The organism is Geobacillus sp. BK01 (genome assembly GCF_052220245.1).
Lineage (GTDB): Bacteria > Bacillota > Bacilli > Bacillales > Anoxybacillaceae > Geobacillus.
The window spans coordinates 96,960-113,336 of record NZ_JBQPTH010000006.1; the positions used below are offsets into that span (position 1 = coordinate 96,960).

Annotated in this window: 11 protein-coding genes; all 11 read right to left on the bottom strand. The window is 48.7% G+C overall.

Features of this window, described 5'->3' with window-relative positions:
* Window positions 1-2 precede the first annotated feature (2 nt).
* Window positions 3-992 (bottom strand): branched-chain amino acid ABC transporter permease, encoded by a 990-nt coding sequence (locus ACTVDO_RS08720; RefSeq protein ID WP_020959617.1) that lies wholly within the window; start codon window positions 990-992, stop codon window positions 3-5.
* Window positions 989-1,861 (bottom strand): branched-chain amino acid ABC transporter permease, encoded by an 873-nt coding sequence (locus ACTVDO_RS08725; protein ID WP_020959616.1) that lies wholly within the window; start codon window positions 1,859-1,861, stop codon window positions 989-991. The genes ACTVDO_RS08720 and ACTVDO_RS08725 overlap by 4 nt, the downstream gene beginning before the upstream one ends.
* Before the next feature lie 18 nt (window positions 1,862-1,879).
* Window positions 1,880-3,088: an ABC transporter substrate-binding protein gene (locus tag ACTVDO_RS08730; protein WP_442901343.1), complete on the bottom strand. Its 1,209-nt coding sequence runs from the start codon at window positions 3,086-3,088 to the stop codon at window positions 1,880-1,882.
* Window positions 3,089-3,863: 775 nt separating this feature from the next.
* The gene (locus ACTVDO_RS08735) at window positions 3,864-5,174 is read right to left on the bottom strand and encodes an MFS transporter (protein ID WP_020959614.1); all 1,311 of its coding nucleotides are present in this window, start codon (window positions 5,172-5,174) and stop codon (window positions 3,864-3,866) included.
* Window positions 5,175-5,335: 161 nt separating this feature from the next.
* On the bottom strand, window positions 5,336-6,514 hold the full coding sequence (locus tag ACTVDO_RS08740) for an acetyl-CoA C-acetyltransferase (protein ID WP_020959613.1): 1,179 nt from the start codon (window positions 6,512-6,514) through the stop codon (window positions 5,336-5,338).
* An 86-nt stretch (window positions 6,515-6,600) separates the two neighbouring features.
* Complete coding sequence (locus ACTVDO_RS08745) at window positions 6,601-8,313, bottom strand: acyl-CoA dehydrogenase family protein (RefSeq protein ID WP_020959612.1); 1,713 nt, start codon at window positions 8,311-8,313, stop codon at window positions 6,601-6,603.
* Between the two features lie 61 nt (window positions 8,314-8,374).
* Window positions 8,375-9,949: a class I adenylate-forming enzyme family protein gene (locus ACTVDO_RS08750; RefSeq protein ID WP_442901344.1), complete on the bottom strand. Its 1,575-nt coding sequence runs from the start codon at window positions 9,947-9,949 to the stop codon at window positions 8,375-8,377.
* Between the two features lie 112 nt (window positions 9,950-10,061).
* Complete coding sequence (locus ACTVDO_RS08755; RefSeq protein WP_020959610.1) at window positions 10,062-10,841, bottom strand: enoyl-CoA hydratase/isomerase family protein; 780 nt, start codon at window positions 10,839-10,841, stop codon at window positions 10,062-10,064.
* A 98-nt stretch (window positions 10,842-10,939) separates the two neighbouring features.
* A complete protein-coding gene (locus ACTVDO_RS08760; protein WP_020959609.1) occupies window positions 10,940-11,800 on the bottom strand; it encodes a 3-hydroxyacyl-CoA dehydrogenase family protein in 861 nt (286 codons plus the stop codon).
* A gap of 110 nt (window positions 11,801-11,910) precedes the next feature.
* Window positions 11,911-14,130 (bottom strand): helix-turn-helix domain-containing protein, encoded by a 2,220-nt coding sequence (locus tag ACTVDO_RS08765; RefSeq protein WP_442901345.1) that lies wholly within the window; start codon window positions 14,128-14,130, stop codon window positions 11,911-11,913.
* Window positions 14,131-14,306: 176 nt separating this feature from the next.
* Entirely contained in the window at window positions 14,307-16,295 is a 1,989-nt protein-coding gene (locus tag ACTVDO_RS08770; protein WP_020959607.1) for an acetoacetate--CoA ligase, read from the bottom strand.
* Window positions 16,296-16,377: the final 82 nt, after the last annotated feature.

The window sequence follows — 16,377 nt, forward strand, 5'->3', positions numbered from 1 at the left end:
CCTTATTGATTGGCTTCATTGTTCACCAATGTTTTCGCTCCTTTTTGTGAAACCGGGAGCCTATGAGCTGTTAGTGTTTGAACCATATGGGCAAAGCCGACAAGCCCTTTCGGCATAAACACAACAAAGAGGATGAAAATGATCCCGATGATCATCGTCCATACCGTTGTATAAGAGCTGACGATCGTTTCCAACACAACGATAAACGCCGCCCCCAACACCGGACCGATCATCGTCCCGGCCCCACCGATCAACACCATAATGAGCACCGATCCTGACATCGTCCAGTACACATCGTTTGGCGAAACAAAACCGTTAAAGTTGGCGTATAAAGCGCCCGAAACCCCTCCGATAGCCCCGGCTATCATAAACGCAATGTATTTATACAAGGCGGTGTTATACCCCATCGCCTTCATCCGCATTTCATTTTCGCGAATTCCAATCAATACATGACCAAATGGAGATTGGACAATCAAACTTAAAACGATGTAGACGATGACAAAGACAAGCAAAATCGCATAATAAAGGAAAACGGGATTGGACAGATCCACTGATCCCAACAACGGGCTCGGCAACCCGGACAGCCCGTTCGACCCGCCTGTTATGGTAGTCGATTGATGGACAAACGAATAAATCATTTGTGAAAAGGCTAATGTCAACATAAGAAAATAAAACCCGCTCGTTTTGACGCAAAAAAGGCCGATGACCGCCGCTGCCGCTGCCGCAATCAAAACCGAAGCCAAAATGATCAACAGAAACTGCGGTGACCACTCTTTCGCCAGAAGGGCCGACGCATACGCCCCAATCCCGAAAAAGGCGGCATGCCCTAATGAAACGAGGCCCGTATAGCCGACAAGCACGTTCAAACTAAGGGCAAAAATCGCTAAAATCAAAATTTCGGCAAGCAGATTAAGATAAAACAATGAAAAGACAAAGGGGACGGCAATAAACAAGATGACAGCGGCCATACCGATAAAAATTTGTTTCTTCAATGCTTGATCACCTGCTTTCCAAGTAATCCATTCGGCTTGAAAATCAAAATGACAGCCATAAGCCCAAATACAAGGAACAAACTAAGCTCCGGCACAAGAAAGCGGCCAAACGTCTCCACAATCCCAACAACGAGACTAGCGACAAACGTCCCGGCAATCGATCCAAGACCACCGACAACAAGAACGACTAAAGCTAAAATTAATGTTTGAAACTCCATGCTTGGGTATAAGCCAAGAATCGGTGAAGCGATCACCCCGCCGAGCCCTGCTAGATAACCGCCGACAAGAAAGACAGCGGTAAAGACGAGCTTGATATTGACTCCTAACGCACTAATCATTTCTTTGTCACTCAGCCCGGCGCGAATAATAGCCCCCCAGCGCGTTTTTTCTTGGACAAACCATAAACAGGACGCCAACACGACCCCCGCAGCAATCACAAACACCCGATAGGCCGGAAACTCTTGGTCAAAGAAATGCAATGTCTCCGACAAAAAAGAAGGGAGGGGGATCGATAACACATCCGATCCCCATATGATGGACGTAACATCGTGAATGACATAGGCTAATCCGAATGTTAACAGCACTTGGGACAAATGCCCTAAATGGTAGGTTGGCCTCAGCAAGATGAGTTCGATGATGAGGGACAAAACGGCTACAACGAGTGGTGCGATCATTAGGGCGAGCCAAAAGTTTTCAAATAGTTGCGTCGTCATCGTATAGGCAACATACGCTCCGATCATATATAACGAACCGTGGGCGAGGTTCAATACCCCCAGTATTCCAAATACTAACGATAAGCCGCAAGTGATCACAAACAACAACATGCCGTACGACACGCCGTTGACGAGTTGAGCGGCAATAATGTCCATCTTTCTTCTCCCTCCGTTTTATTGTCCAGGATCTTTCACTTTCTCAACGACTTCAATCACTTTATTTTCCGCTTTCCCATTTACTAGAATCGTTTCAGTGATATACATATTTTGGATAATATGATGAGTTTCTTTATCAAACTGAATGGGCCCCCGCGGGCTCACAAACTGAACGTTGGAAATCGCCTCAACGACTTTATCGGGGTCGGAAGCATCGCCGCCAGTCTTCTCCAACGCTTCAGCGATAATTCTCGCTGCATCATAGCCTTCTAGCGCTTCAATCGTCGGACGGGCATTGTATGTTTTCTCAAAGGCGCTGACAAACTCTTTATTCTCTTTCGTATCTAAATGATACTCCCAGAAAATCGATGACACCGTCCCGACTCCCGCGTTTCCTTGCTGGCCTCGGACATCTTCAGACACAAGCCAACCGGAGCCAATTAATTTTTTGTCCTTTTTCAGCCCGAATTGTTCGTATTGCTGCACAAACTTAACCGCATCGCTGCCGGCAAAGAAGGCGTATACCGCATCTGCTTTAGCGTTTTTGATCGTTGTCAAATACGAAGAGTAATCATTGTTTCCTAAAGGCGGATATACCTCTCCGACCACTTTTCCGCCCGCTGCTGTATACGCTTCTTTAAATGCAGCGGAAACCTCACGGCCAAACGCATAATCGGCCGCGGCAATATACACCGTCTTTCCGATATGATCGTATGCCCACTGACCAAGTGAATGGCCGATCTGCCACGAAGAAAACGACGATCTCCAAATGTAATCGCTTCGTTTGCTTCTTGTCAAATCATTGCCCCCTGCATGGGAGACGAGAAATGGCATCTTTTTCTTATCCACTTCATCCCGAATGGCGTAAGCCACCGCCGTACTGACGGTGCCTGTCAACAAATGCACTTGGTCTTGATCGATCAACTTTCTTGCTTTTCTAAGACCCACTTGTGGGTCGGCCTCCGTATCTTCCACGATAAGCTGAATATCCTTTCCAGCGACTTTCCAACCGATGCTTTCAAAATAGAGCTCCATTCCCATCTCCAAATTTTTCCCTAGAGACGCATATACACCTGATTTCGGCAAAAGAGCACCAATTTTAATCGTTCCATCGTCCTTAGGCGCTTCCTCTTCTTTCTGCGCTGTCGACTGGATGGCACTGTTGCCGCAAGCCGACAACACCGTTAACAAAATGGCTAGCACGATGAAAGAAACTTTCCTTCTCATTCCAAGCCCCCCTTTGTCAATGTCATGGTCATTTAAAACGCTTTCATTTTCTTGCTTTTCATTTCTTTGCCTTTCCTCTTCTCCCCCCTTAGTTTTCACTGTTTCGAACATTTCAATTTTTATAATATATAATACTTTTAGAAAATTCAACACATTATTTAAAATTTAGATAAAAAAACGTATAGGAAAAACGATCTAAATATCGCTTAGTTTTTTGTATAAATACGCCTTTTCTCAAAAAAGAACATTTCGTTTTTTACACTTTCGTAATCTATCCGTAATACGTACTTTGCAAATATCGTCTAAAACCGATGGGCCAACGTTGATCCGGCTGGACGGCAACCGCTCACGGGGGAGGGTGTGACCTTTGCTTTTTTGAAGTCGAAAGCAAAACGTTCTGCTTTGAGGCTCTCTTGCAACAGGCACAACTCATCCCGCCAAAGCGCCCGGCATCTAAGCGCACAACACGAGGCCATAAGGTTTGTCGCAAATCCCGCCCCCTGCTGAAAGAAGCGTTGAAACCGCACGCCCGGACGGCTGAAGCGAAATATGGAAAATCATTTTGTTTGTTCATCCGAAATCATCTGCAAAAAATTTAGCACATTCCTTCAGAAACGAGAGGGTTCTGAAAGAATGTGCAAAAAGAAAACTGTTTTGTTTCAAAATAAGAGGATAACTTATAGATAACTAGGGAACTTCTCGATGCGAGATGATAAAAAGATATTGACCTCCGCCTACCTCTTAGCAACAAAAGGGCCAAGGGGCGATCACTTTCCTAGTTGCTCTCAAACTTAGGTTCTACGTGGAGGTTAACCGACTGTCTGCTTTTCAAAACCAAAGCTGTATACGCACCGATAACAGCCAAGCCCGCTAACAAAAGCATCCCGGTTTTCACCGTAACGAATCCGAATATCATCGGTCCAAGGAATCCCCCTAATGAAGCTAAAGAATTCACGAGCGCAATTCCTACTGGAGCGGTCGACTCTGTGAAAAAGAACGTCATGTACGCCATATATACACCGGCAAAACCATATAAACCGATCGCCGCAAAGGACAGGCAAATAATCATCACCGTAGAGCTTGTGGCAAAAGCACTCGCAAGAAAGCCTATGAAAGCAATGAAAAGACTCACGGTGACATGCGCCCGATGGGAATTCGTCCTGCTTGCGTTCCAGCCCATCAACAGCAAGGAAATCGCACCGACTAACGCAGGAATCATGCTGATCCAACCAATTTGTAAATTGGATGAAACATTTTCCGTAAACGATTTTACGATGGATGGGAGCCAAAAACCTAGTCCGTACATGGCAGTGTAATCCGCAAAGTAAACTAGTGTCAACATCCAAACTCTACTATCCTTCAACATTTCCTTCTTCGATGTTTTATTGACAAGCCTGCTTTCTTCTCGCTCTTTTTCGAGTTCCCCTTCAAGCCACTCCCTTTCTTCCTTCTTCAACCATTTGGCCTGTTTCGGTCTCTCCGTCAAATAAAATAATGTGATGATGCCCAACACAACAGCCGGAATTCCTTCTAAAATGAACATCCATCTCCAACCGGACAACCCGCCCCATTGAACAACATCCATAATCCATGTCGATAATGGAGCGCCGATAACGGATCCGATCGGCAATGCCAGTATTAAAACAGAAGTGGCAATCGCCCGTTCCCGCTTTCGAAACCAATAAGTGAAATACAAAAGAATCCCGGGGAAAAATCCTGCTTCCGCAACCCCTAATAAGAAACGCAAGATATATAGATGAGCGGCTGATTGTACAAACCCGGTTAAGATAACAATTACTCCCCATGTAATCATAATGCGGGCAATCCATACTCTGGCGCCCACCTTATGCAAAATCATGTTGCTTGGCACTTCAAACAGAAAATATCCGATAAAAAATATCCCTGATAACAGACCAAACACTTCCGCCGAAAGAGCTAGCTCTGCATTCATATCAAGCGCGGCATATCCTAGATTGACACGGTCTAAGTAGGCAACAATATATAAAATCAAAACAAACGGTAAAATCCTCGAAATCGTCTTTTGGATAGTTCTTTGTTCTATCGACTCGACATTCATCTTTTGCATAAAATGCCCTCCTTTTGTTCGTTGTGTGGGTGGCAACCTGCTTGACTCGCCGGCACAGCGCCCCTTTTGCCCAACACATCCTTTTGTTTGACGGCCGCCTAGTGGTAGGACTGACCGGCGATAATCAGGTATTCAAAAAATTCCACTCACCATCTTTTAAGTTACAATCTCTCCCAAATCGCCGCAATGCCTTGGCCGCCGCCGATGCATAGCGAGGAAGCGCCATATTTCTTTCCTCTTCTGGCCAACTCATAAACGAGCGTCAACGTAATCCGTGTCCCCGAAGCGGCCAACGGATGGCCAAGCGCGACCGCCCCGCCGTTGACGTTGCCTTTGTCATCGCTAAAGCCCAATTCTTTTTGGCAAGCTAAATATTGGGCCGAAAATGCTTCGTTGATTTCGATTAAGTCGAGGTCATCGATTGATAAATTCGCTTTATCGAGCGCTTGTCGAATCGCTGGAACTGGGCCGATTCCCATGTATTGCGGCTCAACGCCGACGACCCCCCACGAAACGAGGCGGGCGAGCGGTTTTAAGCCGCGTTTGGCCGCGTATTCTGCCGAAGCAACGATCACTGCTGCCGCTCCATCGTTCATTCCGCTCGCATTGCCTGGCGTCACGACGCCGTTTTCCAAAAAGCGCGGTTGCAGGGCTTGCAGCTGCTCTAAGCTCGTTTTGCGCGGGTGTTCGTCTGTATCAACCGTCGTTTCTCCTTTCTTCCCTTTTACCGGTACAGGAACGATTTCTTGGCGGAAGTACCCTTGTTCGATGGCTGCCAGCGCCCGCTCATGGCTGCGGAGGGCGTGTTGGTCTACTTCTTCGCGGGTAATATGATATTTTTTCGCTAAATTTTCCGCAGTGATGGCCATGCTGCAGCCGCCAACCGTGTCGTACAGCCCATCCCAAAGCCAATCCTCGACCGTCGGGCTCCCTAATGCCGTCCCCCAGCGCATGCCGCGAATGACATGCGGCACTTGGCTCATGTTTTCAGTGCCTCCCGCCAGCACAACGTTCGCTTCCCCGGTTACAATTAGGCGCGCCGCCATAATAATCGCCTCGAGCCCCGTTCCGCACAGTCGGTTCACCGTCACGGCCGGCACGTCGATCGGCACCTCTGCCTTCAAACCGACGTGGCGCGCCAGCAAATGGGCGTCACGGCTTGACTGTTGCACGTTGCCAAATACGACATGGTCGATTTCTTCCGGCTCGATTCTTGCTTTTTTTATCGCTTCCCGCGCCGCAATGGCCCCGAGATCGGTTGCAGAAATATCGCGAAACGAACCACAAAATTTGGCAAATGGTGTGCGCGCTCCTTCAAGCAATACAATCTCCGTATACATCCTCTTTCCCCTCTCCGTCTTTTTCCTTTTCGTTCCATAGAACACTTTCGAACCAAAACGATCGCCATTCATGAACGTGCCGTTGGCTACTTCACATACGTTTCGTGTTGAATCACTTTTTCAGCAATGCGGCGCTTTAGCGTAATCACATCTGCCAGCGGTTCCTGCATAACTGCCTCTATACCTTGTGAAACCCGTTTTGCGAGTCGTTCGTCTTGCAAATACAGGGCAACGTTCAACGAACGGCCAAGCAGTTGCTGAACTGTCTCTTGAATGTATACTTGCACATAGTTTTTCTTTTGTTCTTCCATGTTGACACCGTTTTTCGCTATCGCTTTTTCTGCCCTTAACAAAGCGCTTTCCATCGCGTAAATTTGTATGGCCATATCCGCTAAATAGGCTAGAAGCTCCTGTGCCACTTCGTGCCCGGCATACCGTTTTTGGATCGCATCAGCCATCGCCCAAAACAACGACTTCATATCATGAAGCTGCTTGGCTTTGTCGGTCAACTCGACAACTTGTTCCCCTTGAATGCATTCCTCTTTAGGTGGAGAGAAGCGATTTCGCAACAATGTTGAAGCGATGACAATTCGGTTGATTTCATTCGTTCCCTCAAAAATGCGATAAATTCGCGCATCACGATAAAGCGTTTCAACCTCATACTCGGCCATATAGCCGTATCCGCCATGGATTTGCACCGCTTCATCAACAACAAAATCAAGCACTTCGGTCGAGAATACTTTGTTAATCGAACATTCCACCGCGTAATCAGCAATCGTTTGAGCGATGCAGTCGTTTCCTGTCCTCCACCCTTGTTCAAGGGCGCCCGCCGTGCGGTAAATCATGCTTTCGTTCACATATGTCTTGATCGCCATATCGGCGATTTTCGTTTGAATGAGACCGAATTCGGCCAACGAACGGCCGAACTGCTTTCGTTCCTTGGCGTATTTCACCGATAATTCGAGCGCCCGCTTGGCCATTCCTAAAGCGGCGGCCGCAAGCTTATGGCGGCCGATGTTTAAAATATTAAACGCAATGACATGTCCTTTTCCGATTTCCCCTAACACATTGGACACCGGGACTTTTACGTCGTCAAGAATCAAAGAACGAGTTGAGGAACCTTTTAACCCCATCTTTTTCTCTTCCGGTCCAACGGATACCCCTTCATAGTCTTTATCAACGATAAACGCCGTGAACTGCTGTCCGTCTACTTTGGCAAAAACGATAAAGAAATCCGCAAACGCCGAGTTCGTAATCCACTGTTTTTCACCGTTCAAAATGTAATACCGCCCACACTCAGATAGGCGCGCCGATGTTTTCGCGGCCAGCGCATCTGTGCCGGAAGTTGGTTCCGTTAACGCATAGGCGCCGATTTTGTCACCGGTCACAACATGCGGCAAATAAGCTTCCTTTTGCTCCTCTGTGCCAAAAAAGACAATGGGCAACGATCCGATTCCTACTTGCCCGCTGAACGTCACGGCAAATGACCGGCCTAAGGCCACCTTTTCACTGATGATGCATGAACTGATCTTATCCAAATGCTGTCCGCCATACCGCTCGGGGATATCGGCCCCCAATAACCCGAGCTCACCCGCTTTCTTCAATAAACGGACGGCTTCGTCAAACTGTTGTGCCTCAATGTTTTCTAAGGCGGGCATGACTTCCTTCATGATAAACTTTTCCGTCATATCCGCCAGCATACGATGTTCAGGAGTAAAGTCCTCCGGAGTAAACACGTCCTTAGCGGCGACATGTTCATGGATGAAACGCCCACCTTTATATTCTTTTATCCTTGCCACAGTCAACCGCCCCCTTGTTTCGTCCTTCCGTCTATACTTACCGATCATTGAAAAACTTGATCTAACGAAGCGTTGATTTTAACCGTTCCTCCATCATTTCGCGAAGGGCTACTTTTTTAATTTTTCCGCTCGGTGTGACAGGCAACTCTTCGACAAACATGATGCGATCGGGCACTTTGTAATCAGCGACTTTGCCTGTAATATACGCCTTCATCGACTCTTCGTCTTCCATGCAATGCGGCCTCAGCTTAATGACAGCGCAAGATATTTCTCCTAAAACAGTATCCGGCAGCCCAATGATCGCCACTTCCATCACGCTTGGGTGTTTGTAGAAAATTTCCTCGATTCCCCGTGGATAAATGTTGTAGCCGCCACGAATAATCATTTCTTTCTTCCGCCCGACAATCCGCACATATCCGTTTTCATCGATTGTCGCTAAATCACCGGTATAAAACCATCCTTCCTCGTCGATCACTTCTTGTGTTTTTTCCGGCATTCCGTAATATCCTTTCATCACTCCCGGACTTTTGCAAGCCAACTCCCCTACTTCCCCGATGTTCACTTCTTTCCGATGATCATCAACGACTTTCACTTGTGCACCTGGCGCCGCCTTTCCGACTGTTTCCGAGCGAACAGAGTCGCTGTCATCAAAACTTGTAATCGTAACAACGGAGGATGTCTCGGTCAATCCGTATGAAATGACAACATCGCAGCCCATTTGCGTACGAATTTTCCTTACGACTTCCTCAGGGCAAGGGGCGGCGGCGATAATGCCCGTGCGCAGCGAGGACAACTGGTACCGGCTAAAGTTCGGATGGTTCAGCTCCAAAATAAACATCGTCGGGACGCCATGGTGAATTGTGACCTTTTCTTGTTCGATCAGCTGCAGCGCTTCCTCCGCCTTATACCGTTCCATCAAGACAAGGCGCGCCCCGACCCATACGGCGGACAATATTGACGGAACCATTCCGAACACATGAAAAACTGGTACGGCAACAAGAAACACGTCGTTCACTGTGCAGTTCATCGTTTCCACTGCCTGTTTTGCTGCATAAATAACATTTTGATGCGTTAACATGACCCCTTTTGGCTTCCCGGTTGTACCCGACGTATACAAAATGGAAAACACATCTTCCCCGGCATCCACGGCGACTGGCGGAGCAGCAGGCAAACGTTTTCCTAATTCGATTAAGTCCTCAAACGAGTAGCACCCTTTTTGTTGGAATCGCACGGTAAAAATATGATTTAGTGAACTGCCTGCACCAGTATGTGACGCAAACAGATCGATATGTCCGAACTCTCCCATAAGAAAAGCGGCTGTCGCTTTGGAGTTTTCCAGTATATACATCAGTTCCTCTTCACCATAGCGTGGATTGCACGGAACAAGAATGGCGCCAAGGCGGGCGAGGCTGAAGTAAATGACCAAAAATTCATTCCAATTCGGCAAACAAACGATCACTCGGTCTCCTTTTTGGATCCCTAACGACGCCAGAGTAGCGGCCATAGATTCGACATGGTCGACCAATTCCTTGTACGTCATGCGCCGATAACCATCAAAAGCGACTTCTTTGCTCTCAGGAACTTGTTGAAAAGAACGAATCAACACCTCATGTACAGCGGGGATTTTTTCCGTCATCTGCAACACCCTTTCTTAGTTTTCGAATTACTTTTCTTCACTTAGACACTCGGGCGGTTGATGACTGAATAGATCGTACAGTGATGTTGGCTGCGCCTCGTGAACTGAAACATTACTTGCCGACAAACACTGGCTTCCGCTTTTCGGCAAACGCCCGCATTCCTTCTTTCCGGTCTTCGGTCGCAAACGCGTTCCCGAAGCAAGCCGTTTCCACGATCAGCCCTGACTGCAAGTCCACATTGGCCCCCGTGTTGACCGCTTCTTTGAGCATGCGCATGGCAATGGCCGGTTTTTGCGCCAATTTTTCAGCCCATTCTTTCGCCGTTGGCAAAAGTTCGTCAGCTGGAACGACTTTATTTACTAAATGAATGGCAAGCGCCCGCTTGGCATCGATCATTTCACCGAAATAAAGCAATTCTTTTGCCACTCCTTGACCGACGATGCGCGGCAGCCGCTGTGTCCCGCCGCCGCCTGGGATAATGCCGAGATTGACTTCCGGAAACGCAAACTTCGCATTCTCGGAACAAATGCGCAAATCGCACGCAAGCGCCAATTCGCATCCCCCGCCGAGCGCCAATCCGTTTACAGCCGCGATCACCGGTTTGGAGGCGCTTTCAATCTTGGAGAACGTCGCCCGCGAAATTTTGTTCATTTCCATCATGCCGGCCAAGTCGAGATTCATCATTTCATGGATATCCGCTCCGGCGACAAACGCTTTTTCCCCTGTTCCGGTAATGATGATCGCCCCGACTTGTGAATTGGCGTCCAGTTCGTCGATGAGCGCCGCCAGCTCACGAAACACTTTCGTATTCAACGGATTGAGCGGCGGACGGTCGATATACACAACGGCTGTCCGATGGTCGATTTCATATTGCAAAAATTCGTAGTTCACGGTTCATTCCTCCCCTATATGGCAAGATGATTCTCGTCATAGTGAAAGCGACGCGCCCACACATTCATCTGAAACAGCGGCAAGCGCCGCCGCTTCACTTACCGTTCGTCGTCATAATCATAGAACCCCGCTCCCGTTTTTCGGCCGAGCCTTCCCGCCCGGACAAGCTGTCTCAACAACAAAGGAGCGGCAAACCGGTCATCCTTAAACTCTTGGTAAAAATAGTCCATCACGTGCAAACCGATATCAACTCCGGCGAAATCTTGCAGTGTGAACGGCCCCATCGGGTAGTTCAACCCAAGCGTCACCGCTTTGTCGATATCTTCCATGGAAGCGACTCCTTCTTCGACAAGACGGATCGCCTCGATGAATTGCGGAATCATAATGCGGTTGACAATGAACCCCGGGGAATCTTTTTTCACTTCCACCGGCTCTTTATTCAGTTTCCGGGCGAGTTCTTTCGTCCGCTCAACCGTTTCATCGCTCGTCTTGTATCCGCGTACGACTTCAACAAGTTTCATGAGTTGTGGGGGATTGAAAAAATGCATGCCGACGACTTGGCTTGGACGGTTGGTGGCAGAAGCGATTTCTGTGATGGACATTGATGACGTATTCGTGGCTAAAATGGCGTGTTCCGGTGCAATGTTGTCCAACTGAGAAAAGACCTCTTTTTTCACCTTCATGTTTTCGATGACGGCTTCAATGACGATATCGGCCTGCTTCATGTCATGCAAGTTGGTCGATGTTCTCACTCTTTCTAGCGCTTCATGTTTTTGCTCGGCCGTCATTTTTCCTTTGGCGACGCTTTTGTCCATAAACGCTTCCATTCGCGAGCGCGCTTTTGGCAGCGCCTGCTCGTCGAGATCGACTAACATGACAGAAAATCCTGATAAGGCAGCTAAATTGGCGATGCCGCTTCCCATTGTGCCGGCTCCTACGACTCCGATCGTTGTGACCATTTGGCAAGTCCTCCTTATATTTTTTTAATTTTCGGTATTGTTGTACTTTTGTTACTAATTATAAAGAAGATGAAAATAAAAAAATACCTGCATTATGCAGGAAAACACACTCATTTTTTCGGCATTTTGAAGGAAGACAAGCCATACAGGTCATATAATTTCCATGCCATCATCAAGTTGAACCGTTGCTCTGCATCTTGCAAAGAAAAACCGAGCATGTCTTCAATTTTTTCAAGCCGGTATTGAAGGGTGCTGCGATGAATGTACAGTCTTTCCGCCGTTTCTGTTACATGACCGTTGCATTCAAGGAAGACACGCACTGTTTGCAGCCAGTCCGCATTCCGCCCTGAACAATGCCGGAGCAGCGGGCCAAGGTATTTGTCGACAAACAGTCCCGCGGCTTCGGTTTCTTTTAAATGGTGCAATACCGTATACGCTCCGAGCTCGTCAAAAAACGCTACACTCTTTCCGGGAAAATTGCGGATCATCACTTGCAGCGCCTGCACCGCCTGCCGGTAGGAAACATAATAATTGCCAATCGATGCGGTCTTTCCCCCGATCCCGAAAAAGGCTCGATACGACGCTTTTTCTTCCTTGATCCAACGGCTGATCCGCTGCTGCCATTCGCTCCAATATTTTTCCGGATTCTTTTTTTCTCTTGCCGCTGGGGCGATCAAAATATATTGATTCTCGACAGTTCCGCACAACACCCCGGAGTCCTCGGCGGCGATCCGGCCTTTCAGTTGGTTCCAAAGCGCCGTCTTCTCCGCATTTTGTTTAACAAAATCATCCCTCTCATTCAGTTCATCCGACTGCAAGTGCAACACAGCAAGCCGATGTTCTTCAAAAATGTTCCATTGAAAGACGTTGGCGTACTGGATGATGCTCCCTTCATCTTCGATTTCCGCAGCCAACAACTTATGCAAAAAACTGTCTTTCAGCTGTTCTTTCGTCTCAAACACAAGCTTTTGTTTCATAAATTGAATTGCAAAAATATTGCGGGCCAACTCCACCCCGAGGAGAAAAAAATCATCCATTTCGTTTGGCAATGCTTCAATCGCCAAATAACCGACCGCATCTCCGCCATGATGGATCAGCCAAACTACAATCGACAAATCTGATAATCCGTCGAGCTGGATATGCCCACCCATACGGCTTTGCCCTGGCACTTGATTGAATGCCTGCTTCGCAATCTGTTGTAGCTGTTGCCCGTTCAGCCCTTTTCGTTCATGCGCGATCGGCCGCATGAAGCGGTCAAATACAACGACAGCCTTAGTAAACATTTGGCTTAACGTTTTCACAATGCCGTGAAAACCTTCATGCCGGATCGTCTCTTTCATCAACTTTTGTTGATATTGAAGCAAAAGGCGGAGGCGGTGGGTATGATCCCGCTCCTGCTGGTACAGCCGAACATTTTCCAGCATCACGGCCACGTAGTTCGCCAGCATGTCCAAGATCTCGGCATCTTCCTTTGTAAATGTCCCTTCGTTTTTCTGTTCGACGTGCAAGACGCCGATCGTTTTGAAGTTGACAACAAGCGGCACCGTTAACTCATCCCCGCCTGGTCTCTCCAAGAAGGGGAAATAATCGCTGACCCGATAGTTATTTTTCATCATCACTTGTTTTGGGCTAGCTACTTTGCCGTATAAAGGCGGATGAACAACGAAGCTGTTGTCCTCTTCCCGGTATAAATACATGTAGGCACCGCCCGCATTCGTCCCCTTGCCCGCCCGTTCAACGATTTTTTCGACAAACTGCTCAAGCGGCGTATCGAGCGAAAAGTGTTGAGCAAGCCACTCGAGACCGACCATTTTTCGCCGCTGCGTTTCCTTTTTCCGAGCGACCGTAATGGCCAGTGCGACATCTTCGCCAAAATCGTCAAACAGTTGCCTCGCCTCGGCCAGCAGCGAAACGTGGCGCCGAAAACCGATCATACAAATGCCGTATTCGTTTTCTTCATCTTTAATCGGAACACTGAACCATGTTTTTATGCCATTTCTTCTCAATAAGTCAATCAATAGGCATGAGCACTCTTCATCCACCTCTTGAAACGTCGTACTCCCTTCAAACAACCTCGGCAAGCAGCTGGCTATCGCGATCGGCGGATGGGAAATCCCACGGCGGAAATCGCCTTGATACAATGTCGGAACGACGTCATTCCCTTCCTTTAACACGATGGCGATCAAATCACATTCCAGCTCCGTCCGGAATGAATTCACTAAGTATTGCAGCGCTTCCCCCTCCGTATTAAACTTCACAAGTTTCCGCGCTGTCGCCCGCAAATGATTTTCAATTTTTTTCATCAGCTTTTGCCGCTTGCTTTCGTCCATAGTGCTCCCCCCACTATAATTGATGCATCATGTTTTTATTCCCTCAAAAAGGTGTTCGAGCCACGCCAACTGCTCTTCTCTCTAAATCATAGGCTAGGTTGTGTTTTAGACATAGAAAGGTTGTTATTAAGCAACACGCTTAACAACAACCCCTTCATTCGGACAAGAAAACAATATTAATTCATCTGCGTCTTTGCCGCCAACGCCTTCGCCAGCTCGAGGAAAAAGTCAAGCGCCTCCGGATTCGCCATCGAGCCGGGGTTGACGGCTTTTTCGAGCGGGAAGCCTAAGAGCAGCTTGCGAATCGGGATTTCCATTTTCTTTCCGTTTAACGTTTTCGGAATTTCCTTCACTTCGTAAATTTCATCTGGAATAAACCGCGGCGAAACGTGCTGCCGAATCGATTGGCGAATGTGGTCTTTCAGTTCGTCATCGAGCACCGCGCCCGGCTTGAGAACGACAAAGAGCGGCATGAACGATTGCTTGCCCATCATTTCCAAGTCGACAACAAGGCTCTCCAACACCCCGTCAACCGCTTCGACGGCGCGGTAAATTTCGCTCGTGCCCATGCGGACGCCGGCGCGGTTGATCGTCGAGTCGGAACGGCCGTAAATGACGCAGCCGCCTTGCTCATCAATTTTGATCCAGTCGCCGTGCTTCCAAATGCCGGGATACGTATCAAAATAACTGTTCCGGTATCGCTCGCCGTCCGGGTCGTTCCAGAAAAAGAGCGGCATCGACGGCATCGGCTTCGTAATGACAAGCTCGCCGACTTCATTCACAAGCGGCCGGCCGTTTTCATCAAACGCCTGCACATCAGCCCCTAACGCGCGGCACGAGAGAACGCCGGCACGGACGGGCAAAATCGGCGAACCGACGACAAACGCCGTACACACATCCGTCCCGCCGCTGCACGATGCGAGGCAAATATCTTCCTTCACGTTTTCATACACCCAGGCAAATCCTTCAACCGTCAGCGGCGAGCCGGTCGAGAGCAAAGCTTGGAGCTTCGATAGATCATGTTGCTCTTTCGGTTTGAGGCCGAGCTTCATGCAGACGTTAATAAACGCCGCGCTCGTGCCGAAATGAGTGATGCCCGCTTTTTCCGCCAGATCCCATAAGACGCTGCCATCCGGGTAGGTCGGGCTGCCGTCATAAAGCACGATGGTCGACCCGGCCAGCAGGCCGCCGACGAGAAAGTTCCACATCATCCAGCCTGTTGTCGTGAACCAGAAAAACGTGCTGTCTTTCGACAAATTTTCCGAGATGGCCAGCGCTTTCAAATGCTCAAGCAAAATGCCGCCATGCCCTTGGACGATTGGCTTTGGCAAACCGGTCGTTCCCGAAGAATACAAAATCCAAAGCGGGTGGTGAAATGGAACGTCCTCATACACGAGCTCCGTCTTGTCCGCCACGACATCGTCCCACAGCACGACATCGTCATCCGGCGCTTCCATCTGTCCGCGCCAATACGGGAATAGCACCGTCTTTTTTAACGACGGCAATTTAGCACGCAATTCAGAGACAACCGGCATTTTGTCAAATTCTTTGCCATTGTATTGGCAGCCGTCAACCGCAAACAAGACCGTCGGCTCGATCTGCACAAAACGGTCAATGACGCTGCCGGCGCCAAAGTCCGGTGAGCAGCTTGACCAAATGGCGCCGATAGACGCGCACGCCAAAAAGGCCATCACCGTCTCCGGAATGTTCGGCATGTAAGCGACAACGCGGTCGCCGCGCTTTACTCCCATTTCCCGCAGCGCCCGGGCGATCGCCGCCGTTTTTTCGGCGAGCTCCTGCCATGACACTTCCCGGTACGGCACGCGCTCCGAGCGAAAGATGATGGCCGGGCGGTCGGTGCGTGCATGCCGGAAAATGTGGCTTACATAGTTGAGCGTCGCCCCCGGGAACCACTCCGCCCCCGGCATTTTCCGCTCCCGCAGCACACATTCGTACGGCGTCGCCGCCTGCACGCCGCTATATTCCCACACCGTTTCCCAAAACTGCTCAAGCTGTTCGACCGACCATGTCCACAACTGACGGTACGAGGCGAACGACAACCCTTTTTTTTCTTTCAGCCAATCCATGTAGCGTTGAATATTTGCGTGTTTCACTTGTTCATCCGTCGGTTGCCAAAGGATCGTTCCTTCCGTAATCGCTTTCATTTTACCGTGCGTCACGAGACGCCGTCACCGCCTTTCTGCCGCTATTTTATTCAGACTATTTATATCATAACATTATTTCAAA

What these genes read in the sequence shown, in the direction of transcription:
- ACTVDO_RS08725 (WP_020959616.1), bottom strand. Translation starts at nt 1,861, where the DNA reads ATGGACATTATTGCCGCTCAACTCGTCAACGGCGTGTCGTACGGCATG.
- ACTVDO_RS08730 (WP_442901343.1), bottom strand. Translation starts at nt 3,088, where the DNA reads ATGAGAAGGAAAGTTTCTTTCATCGTGCTAGCCATTTTGTTAACGGTG.
- ACTVDO_RS08735 (WP_020959614.1), bottom strand. Translation starts at nt 5,174, where the DNA reads ATGCAAAAGATGAATGTCGAGTCGATAGAACAAAGAACTATCCAAAAG.
- ACTVDO_RS08740 (WP_020959613.1), bottom strand. Translation starts at nt 6,514, where the DNA reads ATGTATACGGAGATTGTATTGCTTGAAGGAGCGCGCACACCATTTGCC.
- ACTVDO_RS08750 (WP_442901344.1), bottom strand. Translation starts at nt 9,949, where the DNA reads ATGACGGAAAAAATCCCCGCTGTACATGAGGTGTTGATTCGTTCTTTT.
- ACTVDO_RS08760 (WP_020959609.1), bottom strand. Translation starts at nt 11,800, where the DNA reads ATGGTCACAACGATCGGAGTCGTAGGAGCCGGCACAATGGGAAGCGGC.
- ACTVDO_RS08765 (WP_442901345.1), bottom strand. Translation starts at nt 14,130, where the DNA reads ATGGACGAAAGCAAGCGGCAAAAGCTGATGAAAAAAATTGAAAATCAT.
- ACTVDO_RS08770 (WP_020959607.1), bottom strand. Translation starts at nt 16,295, where the DNA reads ATGAAAGCGATTACGGAAGGAACGATCCTTTGGCAACCGACGGATGAA.